A 17,354-nucleotide genomic window follows, 5' to 3' on the forward strand; every position below is an offset into this window, starting at 1 on the left:
GCTCCGGAAACGGAGCCGTTTTCATGTGCGGGCGAGATAATCGATCAGCACCGCCATGGCGGCTTGCGCTTCCTCCGCCCTGCCCTGATGGATGGCGCGGATGACGGCGACATGCAGCGCGATGGCGCGGTCCATGCGCTCCGGGCTTGCCGTTGAGTACCAGAGGCGACGCGCATGCGTCTGCACCGGGCCGAGTGCCGCCATGATGAAGCCGTTCGGGCAGGCATCCTCGAGGATTTCGTCGAAAGCCTTGTCGGCAGCGAAGAAGCCGGCGAGATCGCCGGTGACGGCGCATTGCTCCATCGCCCGGGTGCAGTCGCCGAGGCGGACACGCTGCTCGTCCGTCGCATGTTCGGCGGCAAGGCTTGCAGCGATCGGCTCCAGCTCACGGCGCACCTGCATGACGTTGCCGTGATCCTCCGGCGCGATCTCCGCCACCTGCAGCCCGACACGCGGCTTCACCCGGATCAGCCCCTGCCAGGCGAGCTTCTGGATCGCCTCGCGCACCGGTGTGCGCCCATGGCCCGCCATATCGATCAGCTGCTTTTCGGTGACAAGCGCGCCGGGCTTCAGCGCCAGCGTGACGATCAGATGCTCCAGCGCGAGATAGGCAAGATGGCTCTGTGACGTCTGCATGCTGAAAGTCCGCTGCCCAATCTGATATATCACATAGTGGCACGGTCAAAAACCGAAGACAAGTCGGCATCGAAATATTGGAATGGAGACAAGGAGATAACAGCGGGTGTGAATTCGGCGAATGCGATTGCTGACTTGGTCTCCGCCGCGAAAGAACTCCCTTCACTCGCCCTCCGTCCTCCTCGGCCTTGAGCCGAGCATCCACACCAGATCCACCAGCGGTAATGGCATGGATCCTCGGCTCAAGGCCGAGGAGGACGGAAAGCGGGTTGGCGTTCCTCCCGAACTCACCCACGGCGTAAAGAGCCGCCTCGCGTCGGGCGCTCTACAATGCCGGCACCTACCCTTCGGTTCAGCCTTTGCGAAAAGCTCGGCTGGAGACCGAGATCGGATTTTGACACGGGTCCTTTGCATTGGCGAACACATAACCGTCAGCCTTGTGAAGAGTACCGAACTCCAGACCGTTCTCTGCGCACCGGATGCAAAAAGCCTCGACATCCTCTACGTCGAATACAAGCTTGACGATGGATTGGCCGCTCCGCCGCCCTTTGGCGGCCTGATGAAGCATTATATTGGCACCGCCGTCCTGAGCGACGAGTTCAACGATGCGGTCGCCAGGCAGGCTGGTCGCCTTGAATCCGAAGTGCTTCTCACAAAACCGCGCCGTTTCCTCGACGTTCCCGGGGTAGATCACCAGCCTGTTGAGCGGCATGACGGCGCCTCATGTTTCCTCAAGTTTACTTTGAGTGCAATGCAACCGCTGTTCCTGCGGCTGCGTTGCCTCAGGCCAAACTTAACTGAACAGAATTCCCGAAACCTGCGTGCCATCCGCAAGGTAGAAGAACTCGATGCTGTTTGCTCCGGCGTACCAGTCTTGCAGTATCACCGTGGCGTTTTCATAGCCTGTGCCGGGCGTCGCGTCGGCGTGAGATTGAAGAACAAGATCATCCCCTACTCTCATGTTATCCAAATCCGCAAAAGATAGAACCCTGTCCAGATACACCGCGTCACTGCCTCCGACACCGGTGTCCTTGATCGTCGCAGCAAGAGCCATGTTCACACGGTAGCTGTCGCCGTCGTTGCCGCCATCTGCAAAACCTTGGCCCAATATCAGGTTCAGGGTATCGCTGCCGTCGTCGCCATAGAGCTGGAAATCGCCAGTGCCGCTAAAGAGCGTATCATCGCCGCTGCCGCCATGAAGCTGATCGTTGCCGCCACCACCGTTCAGCGTATCATTGCCGGTGCCGCCGGTGATGATGTTGTCGCCGGTATTGCCGGTCAGGGTCGCGTTGCCGGTGCCGGTGAAAGACAGCCGCTCGACGTTGGCGTCGTTCGCCATGGAATAGGTCGCCAGCGTGGTGCGGATCTCGTCCGTCCCTTCTCCAGCAGCCTCCGTGATCGTCACACCCTGGGCGTCGACAAGGTAGATATCGTCTCCCGCGCCTCCGACGAGGGCGTGTCCCGAAGTGGAAGAGGACAGGGTGTCGGCGAAGGAAGAACCGACGACCCGCTCGAAATTGGCCAGAACGTCACCCGCCGCATCACCGCCGGTGACGACATTGGTCGTCAGGTTGATACTTACCGCATCACTGGAGAACGAATAATCGATCGTATCCAGAGTGCCCGCTCCACCATTCAAATTGTCCGCCGAAGCCGAGCTGAAGAAGGTGTCATCGAAGTTCGATCCCTTGAATGCTTCAATGCTGTCGAAGCTGTCGCCGGCGGCGTCACCTGCATGGACCCCGGTCTTCAAATCGAGAGTGATTGCAGCCGCAGCATTAGCATAGCTGGCGGTATCCGTCCCTGCACCACCGATCAGCTGGTCGGCTCCCGCCCCACCGATCAGCGTGTCGTTGCCGATGCCCCCCCGTGATGACGTTGTCGCCGGCATTGCCGGTCAGGGTCGCGTTTCCGGTGCCGGTGAAGGTGAGATGCTCGACATTGGCGTAGGCCGCCATCGAGTAGGACGTCGCGGTGGTGCGAATCTCGTCGTCGCCGGCGCCTGACGATTCGGTGATGATGGTGTTCTGGGAGGCGACGACATAAGTATCATTGCCGCCGCCGCCCTGCAGCATCTGGGTGCTCGTGGCGGTCGAGCCGAGCGTATCTGCGAAGGCCGAGCCGATGACCTGCTCGATGCTGACGAGGCTGTTGCCCTCGGCGTCCCCGCCCGATGCGACAGTCGTCACTCCGCTTGCCCCAAGGGTTACATTGACTGCTGCCGCCGAGGAGGAATAGCTGACGGTGTCGGTGCCGACGCCGCCGTTGAACGTGACGGCCGTGCCGTTGCCGACGAAGGTGTCCTTGGAGGAAGAGCCCTGGAAGACCTCGATGCTGCTGAAGGTGTCGCCTGCAGCGTCGCCGGTGTGAACTCCGGTCTTCAGATTGATAGTGATCGCAGCCGCTGCATTGGCGTAGCTGGCGGTATCCGTCCCTGCACCGCCGATCAGTTGATCGGCTCCAGCACCGCCGGCGAGGATGTCGTTGCCGATGCCGCCATCGAGCACGTCGTTGCCGGCACCACCATTCAGCGTATCGTTCCCCGTGCCCCCGATCATGACATTGTTGCCGGCATTGCCGGCCAGGTTCGATCCCCCGGTGCCGGTAAAGGTGAGGCGCTCAACGTTGGCGAAGGCCGCCATTGAATAGGTTGCCAGCGTGGTGCGGATTTCATCCGTGCCCCCTCCAGCAGCCTCCGTGATCGTCACGCCCTGATCGCCGACGAGGTAGATATCGTCTCCGGCTCCTCCGACGAGGGTGTGTCCGGAAGCGGAAGAAGCCAGGGTGTCGGCGAAGGAAGAGCCAACGACGCGCTCGATGTTGACGAGGCTGTTACCCTGGGCGTCGCCGCCCGATGAGACCGTCGTCACCCCGGCAGCCCCAAGGGCCACGTTGACGCCTACAGTCGAAGCGGAATAGTCGACGGTATCGGTACCGACGCCGCCGTCGAAGGTGATGGTCGTGCCGTTACCAATGAAGGTGTCGTCGAAGTTCGATCCGCTGAGCACCTCGATGCCGCTGAAGGTATCGCCGGCGGCGTCGCCGGTGTGGACCCCGGTCTTCAGATTGAGAGTGACTGCGGCTCCCGCATTGGCATAGCTGGCGGTATCCGTCCCTGTGCCGCCGATCAGTTGGTCGGCGCCACCGCTGCCGATCAGGATATCGTTGCCGCCGGCGCCGTTCAGGATATCGTCGCCGGCGCCGCCGGTCAGGATGTCATCGCCGGCGCCGCCGGTCAGGTTCACTGGCCCGGTGCCGGTGAAGGTCACCCGCTCGATATTGGTGTAGCCAGCCATTGAAAAGGTTGTCAGCGCGGTGCGGATTTCGTCCGTGCCCCCGCCAGCGTCCTCGATGATGGCGACGTCCTGGACGCCAAGGACGTAGACGTCGTTCCCGGCCCCGCCCTGCAGCACGCTCCCGGGCGCCGCCGAGACCAGCAGGTCGTCATAGGCTGAGCCGATCACCTTCTCGATGCTGCCATAGGCGTCGCCTTCAGCATCGCCGCCGCTGCCCGTACCGGTCCAGAAGCTGACGGTCACCGCAGCCGTCGAGGTCGAATAATCAACCGTGTCGAAGCCATTGCCGCCGTTGAAGCCGGTGGCCTCCGAGCCGCTCACGAAGGTGTCGTTAGAGCTCGAGCCGATGAAGCCCTCGATCGAGGTGAAGGTATCACCGGCCGCATCGCCGGTGTACACGCCGGTCTTCAGGTTGATCGTCACGGCCGACACGCTCGAGCTATAGCTCGCAGTGTCAATGCCGGCGCCGCCATCCAATTGGTCTGCCCCTGTGCCGCCGATGAGGGTGTCATTGCCGTTGCCGGCGATCAGCTGGTCATTACCGGCGGCGCCGTTCAGGAGATCGTTGCCGGCGGCGCCGGTGATGGTGTTGTCCAAGGCATTGCCCGTGCCGTCGAAGTTAACAGTGCCGGTATAGGTCAGTCGCTCGACATTGGCGTAGCCCGCGATGCTCAGCGTCCCTTGCTCCGTCTGCACCGTGTCGTCGCCTTCGCCCGCCGCCTCGACGACGGAGACGCCCTGGACGCCAAGGACGTAGACGTCGTTCCCGGCCCCGCCCTGCAGCACGCTCCCGGGCGCCGCCGAGACCAGCAGGTCGTCATAGGCTGAGCCGATCACCTTCTCGATGCTGCCATAGGCGTCGCCTTCAGCATCGCCGCCGCTGCCCGTACCGGTCCAGAAGCTGACGGTCACCGCAGCCGTCGAGGTCGAATAATCAACCGTGTCGAAGCCATTGCCGCCGTTGAAGCCGGTGGCCTCCGAGCCGCTCACGAAGGTGTCGTTAGAGCTCGAGCCGATGAAGCCCTCGATCGAGGTGAAGGTATCACCGGCCGCATCGCCGGTGTACACGCCGGTCTTCAGGTTGATCGTCACGGCCGACACGCTCGAGCTATAGCTCGCAGTGTCAATGCCGGCGCCGCCATCCAATTGGTCTGCCCCTGTGCCGCCGATGAGGGTGTCATTGCCGTTGCCGGCGATCAGCTGGTCATTACCGGCAGCGCCGTTCAGGAGATCGTTGCCGGCGGCGCCGGTGATGGTGTTGTCCAAGGCATTGCCCGTGCCGTCGAAGTTAACAGTGCCGGTATAGGTCAGTCGCTCGACATTGGCGTAGCCCGCGATGCTCAGCGTCCCTTGCTGCGTCTGCACCGTGTCGTCACCTTCGCCCGCCGCCTCGACGACGGAGACGCCCTGGACGCCAAGGACGTAGACGTCATTCCCGGCCCCGCCCTGCAGCACATGCCCGGGCACCGCCGAGACCAGCAGGTCGTCATAGGCCGAGCCGATCGCCTTCTCGATGCTGGCATAGGTGTCGCCTTCAGCATCGCCGCCGCTGCCCGTACCGGTCCAGAAGCTGACGGTCACCGCAGCCGTCGAGGTCGAGTAGTCCACCGTGTCGACGCCGGCGCCGCCATCCAATCGGTCTGCCCCTGCGCCGCCGATGAGGATGTCGTTGCCTCCGAGGCCGGAGATCTGATCATCTCCGGTCGTGCCATTCAAAGTATCGTTACCTGCCGTTCCCGTAATGACTGCCATTTTAGCCCCCTGGCGATTCAAATGTTGAAAGAAATGATGTTGTTCGTCCCGACACACATGCTCGACGTGGTCGCTGAGCGGGTTCATGAAATAAGGGAGGACCGTTCGATCGCCCTGCGAATGAAAACCTCCGTGGGCCAGTAAGAGCTTGAGATCGCGAAGCCTTTACCGTTCGTTTTGAATCGTCTGAAATCCCAGCAAACGCGCGTTTTGTCAGCGCACCATCAACCACCGCAGCCATGCGTGGCATCAGGCGCTCGCGAATGATCTCAAGAAAGAGTCCTGTCGTGCGGAGGAGCACGGCGGTCAGGGTCGGAACGCTTTTGCCCGGCATCACCCGATGGTAGATCTCGATCATGAAAATCGGCGTGTTGAGCGCCAACATATTGATTAGACACGAGAAGAGAAACACGCCCCCTGAAGCGGCAAGGCAACTCCGATACTCCTGAGGCTGCTTTCTACCCAGCACTGCATCCCTCTCGCCGCTTATAACTCCCCACGAGATCGTTAGGACGACAGGAATTCAGGCGCAACTTTTAATTTAAAATCTTGACATATGGCGAAGCCTATGCCCGCCATAGTATTAAACGTTGGAAGCAAATGTCGATAAAATATCTATTTATGATTGAATTCAGCCTCTTAAATAACATTCAAATTCAATAAAAAGAAATTCGAATAGCTGCAATCGAGTCATCTCCCAGAAATTATTCCACAACATTTCAGAGCATGAGCCGCAGCCTCAGAAAGCGCCAGCGCCAACGAACGACGCATTGGAATTGCGACGGCAAGACGGGCGGAACTATTTTTCTCGCAGGAGCTATTTCACAATGGCCGAAGTCGGAATGATGCCTAGTGCAACTGCGAGATAGCCGGCGTGACGCGGCCCACGCGCATCGAGTTTTTCTGTAACGGAATTCAAGGCTGATCGCACGGCGGTGCCCGAAACCGAACGCATATCGCCAATCTGTTTGATTTCATAGCCGGCAACGTAGAGCGCCAGATAGTCCGTTTCCTTGACGGTCAATGCGGAAACGCGAGAAGGTTGCGCTGCCGATTTCACCTCGATCTCCGCTGTCCGGAGCTGAATGGCTTTGCCAATCTGAATGAGCGATGGCAGAGCACAGCCCTTGAACGTCGCCCAATCGTCCCCCTCAAGATTTGATGTGACGCTGAACAGCGCCCGCCCGGCCTGGGCATCGACAAGAGGTATGGAGACGCCATTATTGCCGACGCCATGGCGCTCGGCTTCTGCGAAGAAGGACGCGGTTTCCTTCGACACAGACCTCAAATGGCTCCAGTCTAACGGTTGAGATGCTCTGCGTGCGGCGATCTCGATGGGGTCGGTGCGAAGGTAATTTTTCGACTGATAGAGTTTCTTCCACCTGTCGGAATAGGTTTCTGCAACGAGCCGTTCATTGGTCACCCGGCCCGGAATGAAAAGAGCTTGATAGGCAAGATTGGCAGCCCCGACCAATGCGCGCAGCTGATGGACAATTGCCGAGAGATGGCCAATTTCATGGAGGTTGCGGATGCAGTGGAATGCTTCCTGCAGGATACGCTGGTCGACAGACATTTTCTTCCGAAATCAATATTTCTAATCAGCAGCAGACCGACGCGGCCCGCATGCTTTTGATATACATTCATTACAACGAGGATTTTACAGTGTGGGTTGTATTTATCCAGTCTGCATTATTGCGATGCAGAATTGACATTGTCAGGCGACACCGCGGAGGGAATCTCAAGCACCCGGACAGCGGTCCATCCAGCACTGCCAATCATAAGATTCCCATGCACCCTGCGATGACGCATTCATCACGCGTCACTCGTGCCGCAGCGCCTCGATCGGGTTCAGCTGCGCAGCCCGTCTTGCCGGGAAATAGCCGAAGATCATGCCGATGGCGGCGGAGAAGAGGAAGGCGACGGCGACCATCATTGGGCTGAAGACGAAGGGGACTTTCAGGAGCGTCACAGCCACCAGACCGAGGCTCAGGCCGAGAGCGATGCCGGTGATGCCGCCGAAGAGCGAGAGCGCCACTGCTTCGACCAGGAACTGGGTGAGCACCTGGTTTTCCAGCGCGCCGATCGCCAGGCGAATGCCGATCTCGCGGGTTCGTTCAGTGACGGAGACCAGCATGATGTTCATGATGCCGATGCCGCCGACGAGCAGGCTGATGGCGGCGACGGCGCCGAGCAGGCCGGTCAAGAGCGTCGTCGTGCCGGTCATCGCCTCGGCGATCTGCGTCATGTCGTTGACATTGAAATCGTCCTGCCGGCCGGGGATGATCTTGCGGCGCTCACGCAGCAGGTTTTCGACGTCGGCCTGCACCTTGGCGGTGGAGACGCCGTCGCGCGCCGAGATGATGATCTGCGGCACGTTGCTGTTGCCGCTGATGCGCCGCTGGAACACCTTGACCGGCATGATGACGACATCGTCCTGATCGGTGCCCATGCCGGACTGGCCGCGCTTGGCGAGCACGCCGATAACCGGGCATGAGACCTTGCCGACGCGGATCTGCTGGCCGATCGGGTCGGCGGCGCCGAAGAGCTGCGAGCGCACCGTCTCGCCGATGATGCAGCGGGACTGGCCGCGCTCCTCGGCGGGGGTGAAAGTGCGGCCGAGCGCCAGGTTCCAGTCCTGCGCGACGAAATAGTCGTTGGTGGTGCCGGAAACGCTGGTCGAATGGTTCTGGCCGCCTGAGATGACCGTTGCTGTCGACTGGTTGAGCGGCGCCACGGCCCTCAACCCGCTGATCTGGTCGCGGATGGCGGCGACGTCCTTGACGCTGAAGCGCTTGGCCTCGGAGCTCGCCCGGCCGGGGCCGAACTGGCCGGGACGGACGAACAGCATATTGGTGCCGAGCCGCGACAATTCGGTCGAGACCTGCGCGGTCGTGCCGTTGCCGATCGTTACCAGCGCGATGACGGCTGCAACGCCGATGACGACGCCGAGCACGGTCAGGAACGAGCGCAGCATGTTGCGGCTGATGGCGCGCAGAGCCAGCTTCAGCGTCTCAAACAACATGATCCGCCCTCCTCCGGTGCTCGACCTCGGTCTCCAGCTTGCCGTCGACGAATCTGAGCAGCCGCTGGGCATAGGCGGCGATATCGGGCTCGTGCGTGACCATGACGATGGTGATGCCCTGCTCGCGGTTCAGCCGGGTCATCAGATCCATGATCTCGATGCTGGTTTTCGTGTCGAGATTGCCTGTGGGTTCGTCGGCCAGCAGCAGCGCCGGTTCAGTGACGATGGCGCGGGCGATGGCGACGCGCTGCTGCTGGCCGCCCGATAGTTCCTGGGTCTTGTGATGTTCGCGGCCGGAGAGGCCGACCAGCGCCAGGGCTTCGCGCGCCCGTTCACGGCGCTCGCGCACCGCCATGCCGCGATAGATCAGCGGCAATTCGACGTTCTCGACCGCCGAGGTGCGCGACAACAGGTTGAAGCCCTGGAACACGAAGCCAAGCAAATGGCGGCGTAAGAGCGTCAGCTGGCCGCGGTCGAAGCCGCCGGTCGGAATGCCTTCGAAGATGTAGTCGCCCGACGTCGGCACGTCGAGGCAGCCGAGGATGTTCATCGCCGTCGACTTGCCCGAGCCCGACGGGCCCATGATCGCGACGAATTCATGGGCGTTGATGGCAAGGTCGACATGGTCGAGCGCGCGGATGGCCGCCTCGCCCTCGCCGTAAACTTTCGAGACCTGCCTGAATTCGATGAGCGGCGGGCTTGCCATCCGTCTCTCCGCCTAGTTCGCACGCGTTGTGGCGTCGGTCACCAATGCGTCACCTTCCTTGAGCTCACCGGAGACGACCTGGGTGAACTGGCCGTCGGATGAGCCGACCTGGATGACGACAGGCGTGGGCCGGCCGCCGTGCAGCACCCAGACGCGGCGCTGAGCGCCCGTCAGCGCCTGACCGGAATTGCCGCCGCCGCGCTGGCGCGGCGGACCGAAGATGCCGAAAATACCGCGGCCGCGCCGTTCGGCCTGCGGGGGCGCATAACGCAGCGCCGTGTTCGGCACCATCAGCGTATCCTTGACGGCCTCGACGGTGACGTCGGCGGTCGCCGTCATGCCGGGGCGCAGCAGGAGATCGGCATTGTCGACGGAGAGGACCGCCTTATAGGTCACAACATTGTTGACCACTTCGGAGGCGAAGCGGATCTGCTCGATCTCGGCTGGGAAGCTCCGGTCTGGATAGGCGTCGACAGAAAATTTCGCCTTCTGGCCGACGGCGATCTGGCCGACATCGGCCTCGTCGACATCGACCTGCAGCTCCATCTTCTTCAAGTCGCCGGCGATGGTGAACAGGATCGGCGCCGAAAGCGAGGCTGCGACCGTCGCACCCGGATTGACGGCGCGGGTGAGGATCACGCCGTCGATCGGCGAGACGATCTTCGCCTTGGCGAGATTGACCTCGGCAAGCTGCAGGTCGGCTTCCGAAGCGAGCACCTCGGCTTCGTTGATCTGTTTGGCGGCGACGGCGGAATCATATTTGTAAGTGGCGTCATCGAGGCTCTGCTGGGTGGAGACATTGCTCCGGACCAAGCTCTTCAGCCGCTCGAGCGAGGTGCTTGCCGACTGCAGATCGGCATTGGCCTTGGCGACGTTCGCCTTGGCCGAATTCAGCTTGGCGCGCGAACTCTTCACATCGGCCTCAAGCTTGTTGGTGTCGAGCAGCGCCAGCACGTCGCCTGCTTTGATCGTGCTGTTGTAATCGACATTGACGTCGCGGACCGTGCCGGAAAGCTCGCTCGATATATCGACCTGCTCGGTCGGCTGCACCGAGCCGGTGGCGGTGACGAGCACCGTCAGATCGCCGCGTTTTGCCGGCTGGGTGGCATAGCTCACTTCGCTTTGCCCGCGGCCCATATAGAAATAGGCGGCGACGGCTGCTGAAGCAACGAGGATCAACAGGATGAACAGCCGCCCGCGCCAACGGCTGCGCTTGTCCTGCCGTCCCGATGCGGCAAGCACCGCCGCGAGGTCGGACGCGCCGCTTGTCTGTGCCGCGGTCTTCTTGCCGGTTCCGGTATCGTTCATGTCATCCTCGATCAGTCAGCGGCTGCCTTGGCCCCGCAGTAAAATAATCACAGCGCAGATGAACCGGGCATTAGCGTTGCCGCCGAAGTGGCACGGAATTGCGGATGGGAGAAATGAAATATTGGTAAGAAAAGTCAAGTTTTGGCGCGGAGCGCTCGTCAGCCGGCATCCTCGGCATATTGGCCAGCACCCGGCAGCGGATGCAACCAGCGCTCGCGCCGCTTGATCCAGACTTCATGATCCGGCGCAAGGTCGCTCGGCGGGCTATCGAGCGAACCGAGGCGAATTTCCACCGCCTCCTCCTGCAGGCAGAAAAGCCTGCCGCCGCAGGCGGGGCAGAAGCTGCGGCCGGCGAAAGTGGCGATCTCGCCGCTGTGGGAAAAAGCCAGGCGCGGCCAGACCGCGAAGAAGACGAAGGCGGAGCCGCTCGATTTGCGGCAATCGGCGCAGTGGCAAAGGCCGACGCGAAGCGGCTCGCCTTCGACGCGATAGTCGACTGCCCCGCACAGGCAGCTTCCCGTCCGGATCCGCATAGCGGTCGTCAGGCGTCGAGACTGGTGAGCAGTCCCGGCGGGCGGCGCTTGGCCGCCATCAGCAGATCGAGTTCGGTGGCGGATGGGCCGAACTTGTCGTAGAGGCGTTTTGCCTCCTTGTCATCCAACCGGTATTTCCTGGCAAATTCGCCGATACTGTAGGGGCGGCCACGCAACACTCTTCGCGCCGGGGTCGCCGTATTCGGTGCGTCGGTCATGGGTTTCTCCTTTCATTCCATGCCCTCTAAGTTAGAGCGATGGGGTCGATTGGAAAGAGCCGACGAGCTGGAGCGGGCTTCCGGCGTAGATCGATCGGGCTGATCGCGGAACCTTCCTGCCGCCAGACGCATTGTCAAATCGAGGTTGCGGGCCGCGCCAAGCGGACGCGGCGGCGCCGGAGAACATCGGGATTTTTCCGCTTTCTCCCGATGGCCAACGAAACGGCAGGCGAGCTCCCTACCCGCCCGGTCCGCTTCCTCATCTCCTCATTTCGAGACGAGATCACGAAATATTAAAATGTGGAACGCATGCGCTGGAGCGAGGTTTTTCTTTCGAGGTCGACGTGGCCTCGTTCAAACCCAAGGAGAACCGAATGGCAAACCAAGGTGGAACCCATGAACAGCACGTCAAAGCCGGGCAGCAGAGTCACAAGAGCGACGCCAATGCCCGCAGCTCCTCTTCAGGTGGCCGCGACGCGCAGTCCAGCGGATCCCGCGGCGGCAGCCATGAACAGCATGTAAAAGCTGGTCAACAGAGCCATAAGAACAGCCACTAAGGCTGTCCTGAGATGAATATTCGGCCCGCGCCTCCATTTCGGCGCGGGCTTTTTAAATACACGACGCTCGCATCGCCAGCCGCATAGCCCTATTCCGACCCACCGGGGTCCGGCCGATCTTGCGTCAATCTCGCTCGTAGTTCCCGAAGAGTCCGAGCTGAAATTGCGCTAATTGCCACTAGCATCAGAGACCCGACAAAATTCAGAGAGTAAATGACTGAGAAGTTGAAGTTCTTTCCACCAAGCATAATTTCAATGAAGTAACACTTTGAAATAGTACAGGCGGCTGTAATAGGAAATGAAATAACTATTACCCAATAAAATGCGTAAACAAGTGCAATAAAATATAAATTCCACAATTCCTTTTTAAGAGAAAATTCATCCATGGCGATTAAGGGCAAATCGCCTCGCAACTTCTTTTCGATAGTATATATCCCCACAAAACACACCATTGTCGCAATCTGCCCCATGAATATGATGAAACGCAGATCGTATTTGTGCAAAAACATTAGCGAAATTGCAGCAATAATTCCCAATGGAAATAGATAAGCCGCGACAAAACGCTCTCCCGTCATCTCTCTCCGATGCACGAGAGCTGTGGTAGTCACATAAGCCGACCATATGGTGGCTACGATCGGAATGGGGCCAATAACCCACGGCACGCCAATAGACGGCATAAAGTCCCCCAGAGATACCCTAACAGTATTCTATCAACTCAGAGATTTATCAACGACCAACCTTTGTTAGCGCATCTACGGCTCAATAAGCTTGAGGAAGCCTTGAGGCGAATGTTCGTTTGAGGGTCATTTCCTGCCCGTCAAGACAGACGCCGGCCGTCCTCACCAAAGAGGTGCAGCACGGCGGGGTCGAGACGGAGCGGCAGGTTGTCGCCGGATTTCATTTGCTGCTGGCCGGCGAAGACCGCGATCAGTTTCTTGCCGGCCGCTTCGGTGTGGACGACGGTTTCGGAGCCCAGTTCCTCGACAAGGGTGACCCGCGTGTCCAACTGGCCTGCGGCGGCCGCATCGGCCAGGGTGATGTGTTGCGGGCGGATGCCGATGCTGACCCTCTCGCCCGTCGGGTGTGTCTCCCCGGCAGTGACCGAAATGCGATGGCCGCCGACGGTTTCGACCTCGGCAAAACCGTTCTCGTGGCCGACGATCGAGCCTTCCAGGAAATTCATATGCGGGGCGCCGATGAAGCCGGCGACGAAGCGGTTGGCCGGCTTGTTGTAAAGTTCCAACGGCGTTCCCACCTGCTCGATCCGACCGCCTCTCAGCACGACGATGCGGTTTGCCAGCGTCATCGCCTCGACCTGATCATGGGTGACGTAGATCATCGTCGCCTTCAGGCGGGCGTGAAGGGCGGCGAGTTCGGCGCGCATGCTCACTCTCAGCTCGGCGTCGAGATTGGAGAGCGGCTCGTCGAGCAGGAAGGCATCAGGCCGGCGGACGATGGCGCGGCCGATTGCGACGCGCTGGCGCTGGCCGCCGGAAAGCTGGCCCGGGCGGCGCTGCAGGAAGGGCTCGATCTCCAGCATGCGGGCGGCATCGGTGATGCGGGCCTCGATCTCGGCCTTGGCCACCTTGGTATTCTCCAGGCCGAAGGCCAGATTTTCCCGCACGCTCATATGCGGATAGAGCGCATAGGACTGGAAGACCATTGCGAGGCCGCGGTCGGCGGCGCCGATCTCGGTGACATCCGTGCCGTCGATAGCGATGCTGCCGCCTGTTGGCTTATCGAGGCCGGCGATGAGGCGTAGCAGCGTCGATTTTCCGCAACCGGAGGGGCCGACGAAGGCGACGAACTCGCCGTCCTTGACCTCAAGCGAGACATCGCGGATGACCTCGACGGAGCCGAAATTCTTGACGATGTTTCTGAGCTCGAGCCCGCTCATGCACTCTCCTGTATTTTTGTAGCCTGGCCTATTTCAGGCCGGAGCCGGCGATGCCTGTGGTGATGAAACGCTGCAGGAAGACGAAGATCAGCACGACGGGGATCATCGAGACGACGGTCATGGCGAGGATATAGTGCCATTGCACATTGAGCTCGCCGGCATAGACGTTGAGGCCGACCTGCAGCGTATAGAGTTCCTTGCGCGACAGCACGATCAGCGGCCAGAGGAAGTCGTTCCAACGCCAAACGACCGAGAAGATCGCCAGCACCGCCAGTGCCGGCGCCGAGAGCGGCAGGATGATTCGCCAGTAGATCTGCCATTCGCTGGCCTTGTCCATGCGTGCGGCGTCGATTAGCTCGTCCGGGATCGTCAGCATATATTGGCGGAGCAGGAAGACACCTGTGGGGGTGGCGACCGTCGGCAGGATGACGCCCCAGAGGCTGTCGAAAAGGTTCAGTGTGCCGATGACGGAATAGAGCGGCACGACGATCACCGAGAGCGGCACCATCAGCGTCGCCAGGATCATCAGCATGACGGCGGTGCGGCCAGGGAACTGGTATTTCGACAGCGCGAAGGCGGCCATCGAATTGACCAGCAGCGTGATCGCCGTCGCCACAACGGTCACGAAGACGGAGTTGCGCAGGAACAGGAAGAAATCGAAGCGCTGGAACGGTTCGGTGTAATTGGCGGCGGCGAATTCGACCGTGCGCACCGGGGTGCGGTCCTTGATGTTCGCCTTGACGATTTCGCCAGGCTGTTTCGGATCGACCATCTGGCCGATAATGCCGATGCGGCGGACTTCGGCGAGCACGCGGCTGCTGCCATCAGGCATGGTGACGTTATAGAGTGGCAGCGGCTTGTCATAGCCCGGCACGACGGCCTGTTCGGTGACATAAGGCAGCAAGGACGGCGGGAATTCGGCAAGGGCGGCTGGTGTCTTGAAGGAGGAGAAGACCAGCCAGACGGCCGGGCCGAACATCAGGAAGACGCCCGAGATCAGCCAGATCCAGGTGACGACATCCGTCCAGTGCCAGCCGCGGCCGCGGCGGCGCAGCAGGAACGAGCCGACAGCGCTCATTGGCGTGTTCCCTTCTTCTCGTTGCGGCTGCTGACGCCCAGCTGGACCAGCGTCAGGATGACGAGCACGATGCCCATCAGGATCGACGCGGCCGACGCAAGCCCCGGATTGCGCAGCGAACTCGCAAAGCCCGTCTCGTAAATATACTGGGTGATGTACATGGTGCTGGTGCCCGGGCCGCCGCCGGTGAGAACGAAGACCTCGTCGAAGATCTGCACGGCGCGGATCAGCGCCAGCACTAGGACGACGATGAGGTTCGGCATCAGGAGCGGCAGGGTGATGCGGCGGAAGATGCGAGTGGGACTCGCCTTGTCCATCGCCGCCGCCTCGTAGAGATCTCTCGGGATCGCCTGCAGGCCGGCGAGCAGGATCAGCGCGTAAAAGCCCATATGCGCCCAGACCGAGACGAAGACGGCGAAGAAGAAGGCCCAGAAACGATCGCTGAGCCAGGAGAAGGGCTCAAAGCCGAAAGGGCTCAGCGCATAGTTCAGCAGGCCCTGACGCTGCAGGATCCATTTCCAGATCAGGCCGACGACGACGGGCGACAGCAGCACCGGAAAGAAAAAGACGGCGCGCCAGAAGCCGCGATTGGAAAGCTCGCGATTGAGGATCAGAGCCGTCGCCAGCGCTGCGACCAGCATGGCCGAGACCTGGAAGACGACGAAGACGGCGGTGTTGCGCACCGCCGCCCAGAAAGTGTCGGCGGCACAGGTCGAGGGGTCGAGATAAGAGCCGCAATCGAACAGGATGTGGTACTGGTCGGCACCGACATAGGTTCTGTTCGGCAGGAAGATGGCGCCGCCGCTCGTCGTCGAATAGATGAAGTTGATGACCAGCGGCAGGAGCACGAAAACGCTGAAGATCAGCATGTTAGGCGCCAGGAAGACGCCCGCCATGCCGTTCAGCCCCGTCAGCTTCTGCCAGGCGCGCATGGGAATATCGACGATCCCCATCAGGAGCCGGACAGGTGCTGCGAGCGCCTGCCGAGGGCCGGCCTTTGCCCGCGGTTCGGAAGAAACCATCTTCTCCGCCATCTATCCGTCCGTCAGTTGGCGCCGACCTTGGCCTTGATGTCCTCGTCGATGCGGGCATAGGCGTCGTCGAGCTTCATTTCGCCGGCGATCACCTGGCTGATGCGGGCGACGATGGCGCTGTAATAGGCGTCCGACCACTTCCAGCCCGGCAGTTTCATGGCCGGTGCGGCCGTCTGACCGGCGGATTCGACGAAGGCCTTCAGCGCCGCCTGCACATGCGGATTGTCGGTCTTGAAGTCCATCTGGCCTGAGGCGACGCCCTTATGCGCCGGAATGAACAGGCTGCGCTCGGCAAACTCCTTCTGTACGTCGGCGCTCGCCAGGTAATCCATCACCTTGGCGACATCCTTGGGGTTCTTGGTGTATTTGACGGCGACGAGACCGGCGCCGCCCTGCATGCCGGTGCAGGCGGCCGTGCCGCAGGGGCTTCCCGACATCACCCAGTCAAAGCTGTCGCCGATCTTCTGGGCGAAGGCCGAAATCTGCCAGCTGCCCGAATAATAATAGGCAAGACCGCCATTGATGAAGTCTTCGGCGGCGGCGCGATAGGTGGTGCCGGCAGCGCTGACCCAGACATCCTTGTTGATGGTGCCGTCCTCGTTCCATTTGACGAAGCGGCTGAGGAACTCCTTGGCGCCCTGATCGATCGGCGCCGGCTTGCCGTCGGCGGCGATATAATTGGCGCCGTAGGAGATGTTCGGGCCGGAGACGCGGTGGCCGGAGCGGTCGATCGCCATGGCGAAGACCTTCTGGCTGTCGGCGACCTTCCTGGCGGCGGCCGCCCAATCGTCCCAGGTCGCCTTCTGGCCGGGGATTTCGACGCCGGCCTGCTCGAACAGCGTCTTGTTGACGAAGCCGCCGGTCAGAGTCAGCTGCGTCATGAAGCCGGTGATGGCGTTCGAGCCGTCGGGACGCATCCAATCGGCCTGGGCGCCGAAATTGTCGTCCCAATATTTCGCATCGGCGAGCAGCGGACGCAGATCGAGCCAGTGCTGGGCCTGCGCCTTCAGATTGGTGACGCGGGCGATATCAGGCCCCTTCCCGGCTTCGAGCTGCACCGGCAGCTGTTCCTTGACCACGTCGTAGGAGACCTCGTCGAGGATGACGTTGACATCGGGATTGGCCTTGGAGAAGCGCGCCAGCAAGTCCTTGACGACAGCGCCTTCGCCGCCGTCAGAATACCACATGATGCGCACGTCGCCGGCATGGGCGGCAACGGTACTCAAGAGAACCGCAGCCAAAGCCGCGCCGATCGATTTCATTCTGGTCATTTTCTCCTCCTCCTGACCGATGAATTGTTGTGCCTGGCCGGGTCCT

At 61.2% G+C, this 17,354-nt stretch carries 16 protein-coding genes; 1 reads left to right on the forward strand and 15 read right to left on the reverse strand.

The genetic code is table 11. The features are described from left to right. Positions 1–21: 21 nt before the first annotated feature. The 10 genes from QMO80_RS02525 to QMO80_RS02570 all read right to left on the reverse strand — a co-directional run bounded on the left by QMO80_RS02525 (position 22) and on the right by QMO80_RS02570 (position 11,471). A complete protein-coding gene (locus QMO80_RS02525; protein WP_283198766.1) occupies positions 22–636 on the reverse strand; it encodes a GntR family transcriptional regulator in 615 nt (204 codons plus the stop codon). A gap of 352 nt (positions 637–988) precedes the next feature. Further along, positions 989–1,348, reverse strand: a complete 360-nt coding sequence (locus tag QMO80_RS02530) for a VOC family protein (protein WP_283198767.1) — start codon at positions 1,346–1,348, stop codon at positions 989–991. 81 nt (positions 1,349–1,429) lie between these two features. Beyond that, complete coding sequence (locus tag QMO80_RS02535; protein ID WP_283198768.1) at positions 1,430–2,527, reverse strand: calcium-binding protein; 1,098 nt, start codon at positions 2,525–2,527, stop codon at positions 1,430–1,432. Next, positions 2,415–5,684 (reverse strand): calcium-binding protein, encoded by a 3,270-nt coding sequence (locus QMO80_RS02540; protein ID WP_283198769.1) that lies wholly within the window; start codon positions 5,682–5,684, stop codon positions 2,415–2,417. The genes QMO80_RS02535 and QMO80_RS02540 overlap by 113 nt, the downstream gene beginning before the upstream one ends. An 817-nt stretch (positions 5,685–6,501) precedes the next feature. Continuing rightward, positions 6,502–7,257 carry an autoinducer binding domain-containing protein gene (locus QMO80_RS02545; RefSeq protein WP_283198770.1) on the reverse strand — a complete coding sequence of 252 codons (756 nt, stop codon included), beginning with the start codon at positions 7,255–7,257 and terminating at the stop codon, positions 6,502–6,504. Positions 7,258–7,503: 246 nt separating this feature from the next. Continuing rightward, positions 7,504–8,706, reverse strand: a complete 1,203-nt coding sequence (locus QMO80_RS02550) for an ABC transporter permease (protein ID WP_283198771.1) — start codon at positions 8,704–8,706, stop codon at positions 7,504–7,506. Next, a complete protein-coding gene (locus QMO80_RS02555; RefSeq protein WP_283198772.1) occupies positions 8,696–9,412 on the reverse strand; it encodes an ABC transporter ATP-binding protein in 717 nt (238 codons plus the stop codon). The genes QMO80_RS02550 and QMO80_RS02555 overlap by 11 nt, the downstream gene beginning before the upstream one ends. A 12-nt stretch (positions 9,413–9,424) precedes the next feature. Then, positions 9,425–10,720 carry an efflux RND transporter periplasmic adaptor subunit gene (locus QMO80_RS02560; RefSeq protein ID WP_283198773.1) on the reverse strand — a complete coding sequence of 432 codons (1,296 nt, stop codon included), beginning with the start codon at positions 10,718–10,720 and terminating at the stop codon, positions 9,425–9,427. 158 nt (positions 10,721–10,878) lie between these two features. Further along, positions 10,879–11,253, reverse strand: coding sequence for a GFA family protein (locus QMO80_RS02565; RefSeq protein ID WP_283198774.1), 375 nt, complete (start codon positions 11,251–11,253; stop codon positions 10,879–10,881). A gap of 8 nt (positions 11,254–11,261) precedes the next feature. Then, positions 11,262–11,471 carry a hypothetical protein gene (locus QMO80_RS02570; RefSeq protein ID WP_283198775.1) on the reverse strand — a complete coding sequence of 70 codons (210 nt, stop codon included), beginning with the start codon at positions 11,469–11,471 and terminating at the stop codon, positions 11,262–11,264. A gap of 374 nt (positions 11,472–11,845) precedes the next feature. Between QMO80_RS02570 and QMO80_RS02575 the strand changes: the two genes are divergently transcribed. Then, positions 11,846–12,028: a hypothetical protein gene (locus QMO80_RS02575; protein ID WP_283198776.1), complete on the forward strand. Its 183-nt coding sequence runs from the start codon at positions 11,846–11,848 to the stop codon at positions 12,026–12,028. A gap of 89 nt (positions 12,029–12,117) precedes the next feature. Here QMO80_RS02575 and QMO80_RS02580 read toward each other — a convergent pair whose 3' ends face one another. The 5 genes from QMO80_RS02580 to QMO80_RS02600 all read right to left on the reverse strand — a co-directional run bounded on the left by QMO80_RS02580 (position 12,118) and on the right by QMO80_RS02600 (position 17,308). Continuing rightward, positions 12,118–12,705, reverse strand: a complete 588-nt coding sequence (locus tag QMO80_RS02580) for a hypothetical protein (RefSeq protein WP_283198777.1) — start codon at positions 12,703–12,705, stop codon at positions 12,118–12,120. A gap of 140 nt (positions 12,706–12,845) precedes the next feature. Next, positions 12,846–13,925: an ABC transporter ATP-binding protein gene (locus tag QMO80_RS02585; protein ID WP_283198778.1), complete on the reverse strand. Its 1,080-nt coding sequence runs from the start codon at positions 13,923–13,925 to the stop codon at positions 12,846–12,848. Between the two features lie 28 nt (positions 13,926–13,953). Beyond that, a complete protein-coding gene (locus QMO80_RS02590; RefSeq protein ID WP_283198779.1) occupies positions 13,954–15,003 on the reverse strand; it encodes a carbohydrate ABC transporter permease in 1,050 nt (349 codons plus the stop codon). Next, entirely contained in the window at positions 15,000–16,037 is a 1,038-nt protein-coding gene (locus tag QMO80_RS02595; RefSeq protein ID WP_283198780.1) for a carbohydrate ABC transporter permease, read from the reverse strand. Before QMO80_RS02595 ends, QMO80_RS02590 begins: the two co-directional genes overlap by 4 nt. An 11-nt stretch (positions 16,038–16,048) precedes the next feature. Further along, a complete protein-coding gene (locus QMO80_RS02600; RefSeq protein WP_283198781.1) occupies positions 16,049–17,308 on the reverse strand; it encodes an ABC transporter substrate-binding protein in 1,260 nt (419 codons plus the stop codon). Between the last annotated feature and the right edge of the window lie 46 nt (positions 17,309–17,354).

Origin of the sequence: Rhizobium sp. BT03, from assembly GCF_030053155.1 — a bacterium.
In the GTDB taxonomy this organism is placed as follows: domain Bacteria; phylum Pseudomonadota; class Alphaproteobacteria; order Rhizobiales; family Rhizobiaceae; genus Rhizobium.

What these genes read in the sequence shown, in the direction of transcription:
- QMO80_RS02525 (WP_283198766.1), bottom strand. Translation starts at nt 636, where the DNA reads ATGCAGACGTCACAGAGCCATCTTGCCTATCTCGCGCTGGAGCATCTG.
- QMO80_RS02530 (WP_283198767.1), bottom strand. Translation starts at nt 1,348, where the DNA reads ATGCCGCTCAACAGGCTGGTGATCTACCCCGGGAACGTCGAGGAAACG.
- QMO80_RS02535 (WP_283198768.1), bottom strand. Translation starts at nt 2,527, where the DNA reads ATGCCGGCGACAACGTCATCACGGGGGGGCATCGGCAACGACACGCTG.
- QMO80_RS02540 (WP_283198769.1), bottom strand. Translation starts at nt 5,684, where the DNA reads ATGGCAGTCATTACGGGAACGGCAGGTAACGATACTTTGAATGGCACG.
- QMO80_RS02545 (WP_283198770.1), bottom strand. Translation starts at nt 7,257, where the DNA reads ATGTCTGTCGACCAGCGTATCCTGCAGGAAGCATTCCACTGCATCCGC.
- QMO80_RS02550 (WP_283198771.1), bottom strand. Translation starts at nt 8,706, where the DNA reads ATGTTGTTTGAGACGCTGAAGCTGGCTCTGCGCGCCATCAGCCGCAAC.
- QMO80_RS02555 (WP_283198772.1), bottom strand. Translation starts at nt 9,412, where the DNA reads ATGGCAAGCCCGCCGCTCATCGAATTCAGGCAGGTCTCGAAAGTTTAC.
- QMO80_RS02560 (WP_283198773.1), bottom strand. Translation starts at nt 10,720, where the DNA reads ATGAACGATACCGGAACCGGCAAGAAGACCGCGGCACAGACAAGCGGC.
- QMO80_RS02565 (WP_283198774.1), bottom strand. Translation starts at nt 11,253, where the DNA reads ATGCGGATCCGGACGGGAAGCTGCCTGTGCGGGGCAGTCGACTATCGC.
- QMO80_RS02570 (WP_283198775.1), bottom strand. Translation starts at nt 11,471, where the DNA reads ATGACCGACGCACCGAATACGGCGACCCCGGCGCGAAGAGTGTTGCGT.
- QMO80_RS02575 (WP_283198776.1), top strand. Translation starts at nt 11,846, where the DNA reads ATGGCAAACCAAGGTGGAACCCATGAACAGCACGTCAAAGCCGGGCAG.
- QMO80_RS02580 (WP_283198777.1), bottom strand. Translation starts at nt 12,705, where the DNA reads ATGCCGTCTATTGGCGTGCCGTGGGTTATTGGCCCCATTCCGATCGTA.
- QMO80_RS02585 (WP_283198778.1), bottom strand. Translation starts at nt 13,925, where the DNA reads ATGAGCGGGCTCGAGCTCAGAAACATCGTCAAGAATTTCGGCTCCGTC.
- QMO80_RS02590 (WP_283198779.1), bottom strand. Translation starts at nt 15,003, where the DNA reads ATGAGCGCTGTCGGCTCGTTCCTGCTGCGCCGCCGCGGCCGCGGCTGG.
- QMO80_RS02595 (WP_283198780.1), bottom strand. Translation starts at nt 16,037, where the DNA reads ATGGCGGAGAAGATGGTTTCTTCCGAACCGCGGGCAAAGGCCGGCCCT.
- QMO80_RS02600 (WP_283198781.1), bottom strand. Translation starts at nt 17,308, where the DNA reads ATGACCAGAATGAAATCGATCGGCGCGGCTTTGGCTGCGGTTCTCTTG.